The organism is Bradyrhizobium sp. SZCCHNS1022, assembly GCF_032484835.1.
Classification (GTDB): domain Bacteria; phylum Pseudomonadota; class Alphaproteobacteria; order Rhizobiales; family Xanthobacteraceae; genus Bradyrhizobium.
Genome location: NZ_JAUETT010000001.1, coordinates 24,641 through 36,559 on the forward strand (window position 1 = coordinate 24,641; position 11,919 = coordinate 36,559).

The 11,919-nt window shown below is 62.7% G+C and carries 11 protein-coding genes; 7 read left to right on the top strand and 4 right to left on the bottom strand.

The genetic code is table 11. The features are described 5' to 3' along the window. Positions 1 to 19: 19 nt before the first annotated feature. From QX071_RS00130 to QX071_RS00140, 3 genes are all read right to left on the bottom strand, one after another. Complete coding sequence (locus tag QX071_RS00130) at positions 20 to 1,894, bottom strand: AMP-binding protein (protein WP_315702860.1); 1,875 nt, start codon at positions 1,892 to 1,894, stop codon at positions 20 to 22. A gap of 218 nt (positions 1,895 to 2,112) precedes the next feature. Then, positions 2,113 to 2,871: an SDR family NAD(P)-dependent oxidoreductase gene (locus QX071_RS00135; protein ID WP_315702859.1), complete on the bottom strand. Its 759-nt coding sequence runs from the start codon at positions 2,869 to 2,871 to the stop codon at positions 2,113 to 2,115. 94 nt (positions 2,872 to 2,965) lie between these two features. Further along, positions 2,966 to 3,625, bottom strand: a complete 660-nt coding sequence (locus QX071_RS00140) for a TetR family transcriptional regulator (RefSeq protein WP_315702858.1) — start codon at positions 3,623 to 3,625, stop codon at positions 2,966 to 2,968. A gap of 138 nt (positions 3,626 to 3,763) precedes the next feature. Here QX071_RS00140 and QX071_RS00145 point away from each other — a divergent pair, with 138 nt between their 5' ends. The 4 genes from QX071_RS00145 (at position 3,764) to QX071_RS00160 (ending at position 8,439) form a co-directional block, all read left to right on the top strand. After that, entirely contained in the window at positions 3,764 to 4,936 is a 1,173-nt protein-coding gene (locus tag QX071_RS00145; RefSeq protein WP_315702857.1) for an acetyl-CoA C-acetyltransferase, read from the top strand. Positions 4,937 to 5,107: 171 nt separating this feature from the next. Beyond that, positions 5,108 to 6,649 (top strand): acyl-CoA synthetase, encoded by a 1,542-nt coding sequence (locus QX071_RS00150; RefSeq protein WP_315702856.1) that lies wholly within the window; start codon positions 5,108 to 5,110, stop codon positions 6,647 to 6,649. Between the two features lie 216 nt (positions 6,650 to 6,865). Further along, positions 6,866 to 7,939 carry an alpha/beta hydrolase gene (locus tag QX071_RS00155; RefSeq protein WP_315703187.1) on the top strand — a complete coding sequence of 358 codons (1,074 nt, stop codon included), beginning with the start codon at positions 6,866 to 6,868 and terminating at the stop codon, positions 7,937 to 7,939. Between the two features lie 113 nt (positions 7,940 to 8,052). Continuing rightward, positions 8,053 to 8,439 (top strand): hypothetical protein, encoded by a 387-nt coding sequence (locus QX071_RS00160; RefSeq protein ID WP_315702855.1) that lies wholly within the window; start codon positions 8,053 to 8,055, stop codon positions 8,437 to 8,439. Positions 8,440 to 8,513: 74 nt separating this feature from the next. Here the strand turns inward: QX071_RS00160 and QX071_RS00165 are convergent, their stop codons facing one another. After that, positions 8,514 to 9,236: a hypothetical protein gene (locus QX071_RS00165; RefSeq protein WP_315702854.1), complete on the bottom strand. Its 723-nt coding sequence runs from the start codon at positions 9,234 to 9,236 to the stop codon at positions 8,514 to 8,516. A gap of 201 nt (positions 9,237 to 9,437) precedes the next feature. Between QX071_RS00165 and mbfA the strand changes: the two genes are divergently transcribed. The 3 genes from mbfA to QX071_RS00180 are packed head-to-tail and all read left to right on the top strand — an operon-like array spanning position 9,438 to position 11,867. Then, the gene (gene mbfA / locus QX071_RS00170) at positions 9,438 to 10,409 is read left to right on the top strand and encodes an iron exporter MbfA (RefSeq protein ID WP_315702853.1); all 972 of its coding nucleotides are present in this window, start codon (positions 9,438 to 9,440) and stop codon (positions 10,407 to 10,409) included. Between the two features lie 12 nt (positions 10,410 to 10,421). Beyond that, on the top strand, positions 10,422 to 11,294 hold the full coding sequence (locus tag QX071_RS00175; RefSeq protein WP_316201060.1) for a hypothetical protein: 873 nt from the start codon (positions 10,422 to 10,424) through the stop codon (positions 11,292 to 11,294). Between the two features lie 30 nt (positions 11,295 to 11,324). Beyond that, positions 11,325 to 11,867, top strand: a complete 543-nt coding sequence (locus tag QX071_RS00180) for a cytochrome b (RefSeq protein ID WP_315702851.1) — start codon at positions 11,325 to 11,327, stop codon at positions 11,865 to 11,867. Positions 11,868 to 11,919: the final 52 nt, after the last annotated feature.

The following is an 11,919-nucleotide window of genomic DNA, read 5'->3' on the forward strand; positions in this document are numbered from 1 at the left end:
TCGTATTGCGAGACGTCGTTCACTGCAGCACGATCACGTCGTCGGCGGGAGGATCGGCATAGAGCTTATCGACCAGCGCCGCGCGGCGCTCGAGGCCCGCGCGCTGGTTGATGTAGCCCTTGTCGGTCAGCTCGTGCCCGTCGATCGAGGGCGGCTCCACCATCAGCATCGCGCGGGCGATGCGCCGGCTGGTCGCGCCCTCGCACTCTTCGTTGTGAGCTTCGAGCCCGCGCTTGAGGCAGGCGATCACCGCAGGGTGTCTGACGACATCGTCAAAGCCGGCATTGGGATCGCCGACCAATTGCCGGCACGCGTGCAGATTCGGCCAGGCCAGCAGGCCGACATGGTCACGGTCCTGTCCCGTGACGAGAGCGTCCTGGATCACGGGCGTGGCGGCCGCGATCGCATCGGTGCGAAGCGAGCCGACATGCACGAAGGTGCCGGTCGTCAGCTTGAAATCCTCGACGACGCGCCCCGCGAAGATGATTCCCTGGACCGGATCGTCGGGATCGACGAACACCCCGGCATCACCGATGCAATAGAAGCCTTCCTCATCGAAGGCCTTCGCGGTGAGCTCCGGCTGACCAAAATAGCCCGGCATCACGTTGGCCCCGCGCAGCCGCAGCTCGTATTTGGCGCCCGTCGGCACCATCTTCAATTCGACGCCGGGGAACGGCAGTCCGATCAGGCCGACGCGTTCGGTGTTCCAATAGGTGCCGGTGGAGGTCGGCCCGGTCTCGGTCGAGCCCCAGCCGGTGTAGAACACGATACGCTCGCCGGTCGTCTTCACCGCAAGCGCCTGCATCCGGTCATAGAGATCGTCCGGCAGGCGCGCGCCGCCATAGGCCATGATGCCGAGATCCCTGAAGAAGCTGCGGCACAAGGCGTCGTCCCGCTCCATCGCCGCAGCGAGTGCGGCATAGCCTGCCGGCACGTTGGCGTAGTAAGTCGGGGACACCTCGCGCAGGTTCCGGATCGTCTCCTCGAACTGGCCGGGCAGCGGCCGGCCGTCGTCGATATAGAGCGTGCCGCCTTCGATCAGCAGCGGATTGAACAGCGCGTTGCCGCCCATGGTGTGATTCCATGGCATCCAATCCAGCACGGTCGAGATCGGCGCATCAGATCCGCGCGGCCGCACCTGCATCATCATCGCGGCATTGGCGCACATCATCCGCTGGGTGTTGATGACGGCCTTGGGCATGCCGGTCGAGCCCGAGGTGAACAGCAGCTTGCCGATCGTGTCCGGCGTGATCCTCGCAATCGAGGCTTCGACCTCCGCGGTGGCGGGCGTGGCGGCCAGCTCGGCAAAGCCGATGCTCTCGATGCCGTCGCACGGACGCGCGACATGGATCACGGTAACGCCATCGAGCTCGAGTGCCTTCAGCGCTTTCTCGAAGGTTGGCCCATCCTGCACCATCACCGCGGCCGGCTTGATCAGGTCGAACAAATATCTGAGCTTGAGGTGATCATGGCTCATCAGCGAATAGGCCGGCGACACCGGCGCGGCCGGCAGTCGTGCCTGCATGGCGGCCTGCGTCAGCAGTGCGTGCCCGATCGAATTGCCCGAGAGGATCGCAATCGGCCGCCCCTCTTCGAGGCCAAGGTCGAGCAGGCCTTGCGTCAGGCTGTCGACCATGCGCTTGGCTTCACCATAGGAGATCTTGCGCCATTGCCGCTCCGGTCCCGTGCGCTGTGCCAGCCAGGTGCGCTCGGGTGCCAGCTTCGCCCATTTGGCGAGGGATGCCGGAATGTGCGGCTCGTAATCCTGCAGCGGGATCCGCGACTTCATGACGATGGCGCCATCGGGGCGCCGTTCCACCGCGATATCGCGCTTCAGCCAATCCACTTTGCGAAAGGCCGGTTTATCCAGCACAGCCGCAGCGTTTCCGTCCATCTTGCGTCTCCCGAATGCAATCGTCCTTTGCGGATCTGATGTTCGTTCGTCGGTGTTAGACGAGCTTGCTGTCCCCGTCGTCCCGGCCACGCGAAGCGCGAGCCGGGTCCCATAACCACGGGATGTCGTTATGGAGCACCATGTCGGCCGCCTGATTCCTATGGTAACGTCACGCGGTATGGGTCCTGCTTTCGCAGGGACGACAGCAGAGCGCGTAGTTAGCGCGGCGCCATGCGGATAGCGCCATCGAGACGAATGGTCTCGCCGTTGAGCATGGGATTCTCCACGATGTGGACCGCGAGATTGCCGTACTCCGACGCATCGCCGAGCCGCGCCGGATGCGGCACCTGCGCGCCCAGGCTCTTGCGCGCCTCTTCGTTCAGGCCCATCAGCAGCGGGGTCAGGAACAGACCCGGCGCGATCGTATTGACGCGGATCTTCTGGCTGGCGAGATCGCGCGCCGCAGGCAGCGTCAGGCCGACCACGCCGCCCTTGGATGCCGAATAGGCGATTTGACCGATCTGGCCTTCGTAGGCCGCGACGCTCGCCGTGTTGATCGCGACGCCACGCTCCTCACCGATGGGTTCAGCGGTGACGAGACGCTCGGCGAACAACCGCAGCACGTTGAACGTGCCGATCAGGTTGACATTGATGATGCGCGCGAATTTGGCGAGCGGGTAGACGCCGTCCTTGCCGACGATACGTTGCGAGCCGCCGATGCCAGCGCAGTTCACCAGCACGCGGGCGATGCCGTGGGCGGCCTCGGCCTTGGCAATGGCGGCTTTGACCTGCTCCTCATCGGTGACGTCGGCGTGGAGGGCGACACCCTTGATCTCGGCCGCAACCTTCTCCGCGTTCTCCTTGCTCTGGTCGAGCACGGCGACCTTGGCGCCCTTGGCCGCCATCGCCCGCGCGGTCGCGGCACCGAGCCCCGATCCGCCGCCGGTGACAAGAACGGGAATGTCTTTGAGCTGCATGGGTGTTTTTCTCCCTCAACGTTTCTTCGGATTGGCGAGTGGCGAATAGGGAGTAGCGAATAGGGAAAAGGAAGTTTTGCCCTGCTCGCTTTCGCTATTCGCCACTCGCCCTCTTGAGTATTCCGCCGCAGATCAGCGCCTCCATATGGGCAACGTATTGGCGGCAGACTTCATCGGTCACGGGCCCGACGCCGGTCGCGCGCGACATGGCGTGGCGGCCGAAGAACAGATGATCGCAGGCGCCGATCAGGCTGGTGTAGAACAGCACCGGATCGACCTCGCGGAACTCTCCGACTTCGATGCCCTCCGCGAGCAGGCGGCGGTGAAAGTCCAGGAGCGGCGCGACGAAGAATTTCGACACCTCATCGGCCGCCTCAGCACTGCTCTCGTGCAGCAGGTAATGGATCAGCCGGTTCATATAGGGAAAGCGGTAATAGGCGCGGATGATGCCGCCGATATGCAATTTCAGCTTTGCGGTCGGCGAGATCGGCTGGGCCAGCAGGTATTCGAGATTGGCCACTTCGGTGGCGGCGTCGCGCGCCAGCAGCACGAGCAACAATCCGTCCTTGTTGCCGAAATGGTATTTGACCAGCGCAGCATTCGCGCCGGACTTCTGGGCAATGTCGCTGAGCGAGACGTCGATCGAGGAGCGCTCGATCATCAGCTCGCTGGCCGCGACCAGGAGCTTCTCCGCCGTGGCATTCCGCCCCGCGGGAAGCTTATTCGGCGCGCTGCTCTGGAGCTGAGGTCCCATCTTCGCCTTCCAAAAGATCGAGCCAGATAAGCCGAAGGCGTCCCAGATCACAAGATTTAATTGATCGATTGACTAAGCCCTAATTGCTCGTTTAAATCGAGACCAATCACAGAAGACCAAGTCTAGGGAGGAAACGCCATGGCGGAAGCCTATATCGTCGCGGCTGCGCGCACTGCGGGCGGCCGCAAGGGAGGCCGCTTGGCTGGCTGGCATCCGGCCGATCTCGCCGCCAAGGTCTTGAACGAGCTGGTCGAGCGCTCCGGCGCCGCTCCCGACCAGATCGAAGACGTCATCATGGGATGCGTCATGCAGACCGGCGAGCAGTCCAACAACATCGCGCGCAACGCGGTGCTCGCGTCCAAGCTGCCCGAGAGCGTGCCGGGCACCTCGATCGACCGGCAGTGCGGCTCCTCGCAGCAGGCACTGCATTTTGCCGCGCAAGCCGTGATGTCGGGCGCGATGGATGTAGTGATCGCCGCCGGCGTCGAGTCGATGACGCGGGTGCCGATGGGCCTCGCCTCGACCTTGCCGGCCAAGAATGGTTTTGGGCATTATAAGAGCCCCGGCATCGAGAGCCGCTATCCGAACATCCAGTTCAGCCAGTTCACCGGCGCGGAAATGATGGCCGAGAAATACGGCCTGTCCAAAGACGAGCTCGACGAATTTGCCTACAACAGTCACCAGCGCGCGATCGCTGCGACGCAGGCAGGCTATTTCAAGGACGAGATCGTTCCGCTCGAGATCACTCGCGCCGACGGCTCGAGCGACACGCACCATATCGACGAAGGCATCCGTTTCGATGTCAGCCTCGATGGCATCAAGAGTGTGAAGCTGATCGCCGAGAACGGCAAGCTGACGGCGGCGACCGCAAGCCAGATCTGCGATGGCGCCTCCGGCGTCTTGGTTGTCAACGAGCGCGGGCTGAAGTCGCTCGGCGTCAAACCGCTCGCCCGTGTCCATCACATGACGATGACGGGCGGCGATCCCGTCATCATGCTGGATGCTCCGCTGCACGCGACCAAGCGGGCGCTCGAAAAGGCCGGCATGAGCATCGACGACATCGACCTGTTCGAGGTGAACGAAGCCTTCGCCTCGGTGCCGGCGGCGTGGCTGAAAACCACGGGGGCCGATCCTGACAGGCTGAACGTCAATGGCGGCGCGATCGCACTCGGACATCCGCTCGGCGGCTCCGGCACCAAGCTGATGACCACGCTCGTGCATGCGCTGAAGCAGCGCAACAAGCGCTATGGCCTGCAGACCATGTGCGAAGGCGGCGGAATGGCGAACGTGACGATCGTGGAGCGGTTGTAGGCGTCAGCCGCATCGATGGTGTCGTCCCCGCGAACGCGGGGACCCATAATCATCTGGTTCAATTTGGCGACGAGTTGGAGCCTCAGCTCGGTGTACCCACAGAGTTCTGTGGCTATGGGTCCCGGCGCAGGGCCGGGACGACACTTTATCAATTCTCTCCGTGGTGTGCCCGTGACCCATCCATCGATCCACGCCCGCAACTCACCCGACAAGATCGCCTACCAGATGGCCGGAAGCGGCAAGGCGATCACCTATCGCGAGCTCGACGAGCTCTCCAATCAAGGCGCCCATCTGTTTCGAGCCCTAGGCCTCAAGCCGGGCGATCACATCGCCTTCCTGATGGAGAACCGGCTGGCGTTCATGGAAATCGCCTGGGCGGCGCAGCGCTCGGGACTCTACTACACCGCGATCAGCCGGTACCTGACCAAGAACGAGATCGCCTACATCATCAAGGATTGCGGCGCGAAGGTCTTCATCACCTCGCCGAAATGCGCCGAGCAGGTCAGGGAGCTCGTGACCGGCGCAGCGGACGAGCCGCTCTTCTTCATGCTCGACGAGGCTGAGCCCGGCTTTCGCTCCTGGGACAAGGAAGCCGCGGCACAGCCGAGGGCGCCCATTGCCGACGAGGTTGCGGGTTACGACATGCTTTATTCGTCCGGCACCACAGGCCGGCCGAAGGGGATCAAGAAGGCGTTCGAGAACAGCCGCATCGATCAACCGAACCCGTTCCTGCGCGTGCTGTGCGCCGACATGTGCGGCATGAACGCCGACAGCATCTATTTGTCGCCTGCGCCGCTGTATCATGCCGCCCCGTTGCGCTTCAACATGATGGTGACGGTGCTCGGCGGCACATCGATCATCATGGAGCATTTCGACGCAGAAGAGTTCCTTCGGCTGGTCGAGACACACAAGGTGACGCAATCGCAGCTGGTGCCGACGATGTTCGTGCGCATGCTGAAGCTGCCGGACGAGGTGCGGACCCGCTACGATGTCTCGTCATTGAAGGGCGCGATCCACGCCGCCGCACCATGCCCGATCGACGTCAAAGCGAGAATGATCGACTGGTGGGGCCCGATCCTGATCGAGTATTACGCGGGATCGGAAGGCAACGGCGTCACCGTATGCACGTCGGAGCAATGGCTTGCCCATCGCGGCAGCGTGGGGCGAGCCGTGGTCGGCAAAGTCAAGATCCTCGGTGAGAACGGCGAGGAAATGCCGACCGGCGAAATCGGCTCGGTCTATTTCGCCGACGCACCGCAATTCACCTATCACAACGATCCCGAGAAGACGCAGCGCGCCTACAACGACAAGGGCTGGTCGACGCTCGGGGATGTCGGCTACCTCGATGCCGACGGCTTCCTCTATCTGACGGACCGCAAGTCCTACATGATCATCTCCGGCGGCGTGAACATCTATCCGCAGGAAACCGAAGACGTCCTGATCACCCATCCTGACGTCGCCGACGTCGCCGTGTTCGGCGTCCCGAACGAGGAGATGGGCGAAGAGGTCAAGGCGGTAGTGCAGCCGCATGACATGAGCCGTGCCGGCAAGGAGCTCGAGCAGCAGCTCATTCTGTTCTGTCGCGAGCATCTATCCGCTATCAAATGTCCGCGGTCGATCGACTTTGAGCCGGAGCTGCCACGCACGCCAACCGGAAAGCTCATCAAACGCCACCTGCGCGAGCGCTACTGGCCGAAGAAGGCCACGGCATAGCCCTCCTTCCGCAAATTCCGTCATGCCCGGCCTTGTGCCGGGCATCTACGTCTTGCGAAAGAAGACGTGGATGGCCGGGCTCTCCATAGAGGCTTCGGTCGCGCGGGCGGTCAAGCCCGGCCATAGCGGAGAAACACAACAATGACCTCCCTTCCACCGCCGCCACTCCCTCCTACGATTCGCTCCCGCCAAGTCGAAGCCATCAATGGCCTCTCGGTGCATGTGCTGGAAGCCGGCTTCGAGACCAAAGGTCGTCCTTGCATCCTGCTGCTGCACGGCTTTCCGGAGCTCGCTTTCAGCTGGCGCAAAATCATGCCGGCCCTCGCTGCGGCGGGCTATCACGTGATCGCGCCAGACCAGCGCGGCTATGGCCGGACGACAGGATGGAGCGCGGACTACGACGGCGATCTCGCGCCCTTCCGACTGACCAATCTGGTACGCGACGCGCTCGGTTTGGTCTATGCGTTCGGCTATCGCAAGGTCGATGCCGTGGTCGGGCATGATTTCGGCAGCGCCGTCGCGGCGTGGTGCGCCATGATTCGCCCCGACGTCTTCCGGTCGGTCGTGATGATGAGCGCGCCGTTCGCGGGGCCGCCGTCGCTGCCATTCGACACGGCCGAAAGGCCTGCCGCGCCTCCCGCAGAAGATCCCGTGCATGGCGCGCTCGCCGCGCTGCCGCGGCCGCGCAAGCACTATCAATGGTACTACACGACGCGACAGGCAAACGCCGACATGCATCGGGCGCCGCAAGGGCTGCATCAATTCCTGCGCGGCTATTATCACCACAAAAGCGCGGACTGGCCGGGCAACCAGCCCTATCCGCTTCGCGCGTGGTCGGCCGCGGAGCTTGCCAAGCTTCCTACCTACTATGTGATGGACCTCGACAAGACGATGGCGGAAACGGTTGCAGAAGCGATGCCGGACCAACGGACGATTGCCGCGAACAGATGGCTGCCGGATGTGGAACTCGGCTTCTACAGCACCGAATATGAACGCACCGGATTCCAGGGCGGACTGCAATGGTATCGCTGCGGGACATCCGGGGCTTTCGACGCGGAGCTGCAGATGTGGTCCGACCGCCGCATCGAGATTCCATCGGCGTTCATCTCAGGCAAGCAGGATTGGGGCACGTATCAGAAACCTGGTGCGTTCGAAGCGATGCAAACGCGCGTCTGCACCAACATGACGATGTGCGAGTTGATCGATGGTGCCGGACATTGGGTGCAGCAGGAGCAGCCGGAGTCTGTTAATCAGTTGCTGCTTCGCTTTATGAACGAATTGACAGCATGAATGAATTGACAGCCTGAATTTCGACGCCGTGCTGAACCAATAAGCGAATCGAGGAACGAACATGATGGGCTGGCGTTTCCGCATCCGGGCGATGCGCATCAAGAGGAGAATTTATGGATAAGAAGATCGCAGGCTTGTTGGGCGCGGTGGCCGCTATCGGCGCGCTCGGCACAGCACAGGCCTCGCCGGCACCGGCACCCGCCGATGTCTTGAAGGCCAATTCCTACGCCGATCTGCTCGAGCCGATTCCGAATGCAGCGAAGGTGCTGCAGGCGCTCGACGAGCAGGCGCCGGCAACGGAGCCGAAGGTCGAGTTGGCGCAGTGGTACCACCACCACCACCATCATCACCACCATCATCACCATCACGGCTATTGGGGCGGCGGTGCCTACTACGGGTACGGACCACGCGTCTATGTGGTCCCGCCGCGCCGCTGGTACCACCACCACCATCATCATCACCATCATCATCACCATCACTGGTATTACGACGGCTATTGATCGCAGGCCGAATGGTGTGACGATGAGGCGCCGGCCCCGACGGGACCGGCGCCTTCTTCTTAGGGCGGCAGGAGTCAGGACTTGCGAGCCTTGTCCTTCGCGGCGCGGTGCAGATGACGGTAAGTGCCGTCGAACACCGTGTCGGTGGTGGACGTCCATTCCGTGCCCTGCGCCAAGTTCGGACGGCTCGCATGGATTCGGCGCGCCTGCAGCTCGCGCTCGGCCGCTTCATCCGGGCCCATCGGCTCGATCGCAAAATTCGCCTCCTCCGGGATCACGATCACCTGGGCGAACGGCTCGCCGGGCCGGAAGATATGCGTGCGTCCCTCCGCCGGCGCTTTGAACACGCAGAAGAACAGCATCGGCCACCAATTGCGGATCAGCGCGGGCACCGCAATCGGCACGGTATCGGTGCGATCGGTATAGAAGCGGGGATGCGGCTCGGTCCGGATCGCAAACCCCTTCGGCGCCTTGAGATCGAGCAGGATCTGATAGGTGTAGAAACTATCGCCGAAGTTGCGGAACGGCGGCCATTGCAAGGTAGGCGACGGAGGTTCGCCCCAATCGCCTGTGAGATTCAGCTTGCCGTCCCGCGTGGTGACGTGCAGTTCGAAATCATATGGATAGAACAGCTCGATGCCATATTGCGCGCCTTCTGAGAATGGCACGCAATGCCAGACCTGCTCATGCGACCCGTCTGCGCGCGGCTCACGCTCGCCGGCCCAGCCCGGGATGTCCATCTTGGTCCGCCGTGGCGCGAGCCGCGGATCGTTCATGCGAAATTTAACGGTCTCCATAACAACTCCCGGGCTTTGATCCGAAATGCGGAACTCGAACGGCGACCGCATCAACGGGTTCCGTGGCCGCGCGGCCACGCCTGCAAAAGTTTCGCGTAACCGGCGCGGCAGCAATTTGACCGGTTGGCGGCAAATCCCATATAGCTTTTAGAAACGTTCTAAAAGAGAAGGCGTTGAACTGGGCCATCCGGGGACTTTGGAATGAAGAATTTCGCCGATCTGACCGAGCGCGAGATCCTGGCGATCGCGATTTCGGCGGAAGAGGAAGACGGCCGCATCTACATGACCTTCGCCGAGGACCTGGCGGAAAGATACCCGGATTCGGCAAGACTTTTCGAGCAGATGGCCGAGGAAGAAAAGGGCCATCGTCACATGCTGCTGGAGCTGTATGAGCAGCGCTTCGGCCCCAATCTCCCCCCCATCCGCCGCGATGACGTCAAGGGATTTCTGCGCCGTCGCCCGATCTGGCTCACCAAGAACCTGTCGCTCGACACCATCCGCAAGGAAGTCGGCACGATGGAGTTCGAGGCCGAGCGCTTCTACGCCAAGGCCGCCGAGCAGGCCCAGGACGTCGGCGTGCGCCGATTGCTCGGCGATCTCGCCGAGGCCGAGAAGGGACATGAACAGGTCGCGGCGAAGCTGACCGACAAGATCCTGACCGAAGGCGTACGCGAGAAGGAGGACGAGACGCGGCGCCGCATCTTCGTCCTGCAATATGTCCAGCCTGGTCTCGCCGGATTGATGGATGGCTCGGTCTCGACGTTGGCGCCGCTGTTCGCGGCCGCCTTTGCCACCCATCAGAACTTCCAAACCTTCCTGGTCGGCCTCGCGGCCTCGATCGGCGCCGGCATCAGCATGGGGTTTGCCGAGGCACTCTCCGACGACGGCTCACTGACCGGCCGCGGCTCCCCCTGGCTTCGCGGCGCCGTCTGCGGCGCCATGACGGCGCTCGGTGGCCTCGGCCACTCACTGCCTTATCTCGTGCCGGACTCATGGTCGAACGCGTTCTGGATTGCGACCGCGATCGCCGGCATCGTCGTGTTCTTCGAATTGTGGGCAATCGCCTACATCCGCGCCCGCTACATGGATACGCCGTTCCTACAGGCGGTGTTCCAGATCGTGCTGGGCGGCATCATCGTGCTCGGCGTCGGCATTCTCATCGGCGCAGCCTAACTGGGGAAATTGATGGTACGCTTTTTCGATTCGACGCCTGGTCGCGCCTCGATCTCGCTCGCCTTCGCAACATGGTGGTTGGCGCTGTCGCCGGCTGCTCACGCCACCGATGAAATCCAGGTCTACAATGCCGGAATCGCTGCCCCCGGGCAGTTCACGATCCAGCAGCACCTGAACTACATCCCGCTCGGCATCAAGGAGCCGCCGTTTCCGGGCGGCATCGTCTCCAATCACAGCCTGAACGGCACGCCGGAATTCGCCTATGGCGTCACCGACTGGTTCGAGCTCGGGCTTTATCTGCCGTTCTCGGTGCAGGACAACCGCTTCTACTCGGACTACTTCAAGATCCGCACCCTGTTCGTGACGCCGCATGCCGAGCAGAAGACCTTTTTCTACGGCCTCAATTTCGAGCTCTCCAACGACGCGCCGGGCTTCTCGCAGACGCGCTGGGCATTGGAAGTTCGTCCCATCATCGGCTGGCGCAACGCCGACTACGAGTTCATCGTCAACCCGATCGTCGATGTCGGCTTCGGCAAATATGGCGAGGCGGATTTTGCTCCCGCCGTCCGCCTGGTGCGCAAATTCGGCGAGGATCTGTTTGCCGGCTTCGAATATTACGCCGATTTCGGCAAGATCGGCTCCTTCTCGCCGCTCCAGGAGCAACAACACACGCTGTTCGCGGTTACCGACTTCAAGGTCGGCGTGTTCGATGTCAATTTCGGCGTCGGCTACGGCCTGACGTCGTCTTCCGATCGTTGGGTCGTGAAGAGCATCGTCGGCTATGCCTTCCCGGTGCCGGGTGGGGATCCATCGTCCAGCGAGCACACGCCGACCGGCGGCATCAATCCGATGGCGCATTCTTCAATGCGCAACTTCCAGCCGTAACGACGCCGCATCAGGAAAGGATAGCAGGCCATGACGCCTCAGCTGCATTACGGTACGCCCGCCAAAGTGTTCCATTGGCTGGTGGTCGCACTGCTCGCCATACAATATCCGATCGGCTGGCTGATGCCGGACCTCCATCGCGGCATGCAGCCGGGCGCACCGATGACGTTCCATGTCTCGTTCGGGCTCACCATCCTGATCGTGATCGTGCTGCGTCTCATCTGGCGGCTGACCCATCCGGTCGCGCCGGAGAGCACGCTGCCCACCTGGCAGCGGCTCAGCTCCGAAGTCGTGCACTGGATGCTCTACGTCGCGGTGCTCGCGACCACGCTGACCGGCTGGCTGTTCGCCTCGTTCCGCGGCTGGTCGGTATCATTCTTCTATCTGTTTCCGATACCGATGCTGGCCTCCGACAACGCAGCAGCCGGCCGCGCCATCGACGGGCTGCATCAGGCGGCGGAATGGCTACTGCTCACGCTGATCGTGATCCATGTCGGCGCGGCGCTGGTCCATATCTTCGTCTATCGCGACCGAATCATGGAACGCATGCTGCCGGGCAAGCCCGCCGCGTAGCAATTTGGTCCAGCAAAGGCCGCCCGCTTCGGCTAAAGAACTCTCCTGGCAC

Bases quoted from the DNA above. Each gene is read 5' to 3' on its own strand.
- QX071_RS00165 (WP_315702854.1), bottom strand. From the start codon at position 9,236: ATGGAGACCGTTAAATTTCGCATGAACGATCCGCGGCTCGCGCCACGG.
- QX071_RS00135 (WP_315702859.1), bottom strand. From the start codon at position 2,871: ATGCAGCTCAAAGACATTCCCGTTCTTGTCACCGGCGGCGGATCGGGG.
- QX071_RS00140 (WP_315702858.1), bottom strand. From the start codon at position 3,625: ATGGGACCTCAGCTCCAGAGCAGCGCGCCGAATAAGCTTCCCGCGGGG.
- mbfA (WP_315702853.1), top strand. From the start codon at position 9,438: ATGAAGAATTTCGCCGATCTGACCGAGCGCGAGATCCTGGCGATCGCG.
- QX071_RS00160 (WP_315702855.1), top strand. From the start codon at position 8,053: ATGGATAAGAAGATCGCAGGCTTGTTGGGCGCGGTGGCCGCTATCGGC.
- QX071_RS00175 (WP_316201060.1), top strand. From the start codon at position 10,422: ATGGTACGCTTTTTCGATTCGACGCCTGGTCGCGCCTCGATCTCGCTC.
- QX071_RS00180 (WP_315702851.1), top strand. From the start codon at position 11,325: ATGACGCCTCAGCTGCATTACGGTACGCCCGCCAAAGTGTTCCATTGG.
- QX071_RS00130 (WP_315702860.1), bottom strand. From the start codon at position 1,894: ATGGACGGAAACGCTGCGGCTGTGCTGGATAAACCGGCCTTTCGCAAA.
- QX071_RS00145 (WP_315702857.1), top strand. From the start codon at position 3,764: ATGGCGGAAGCCTATATCGTCGCGGCTGCGCGCACTGCGGGCGGCCGC.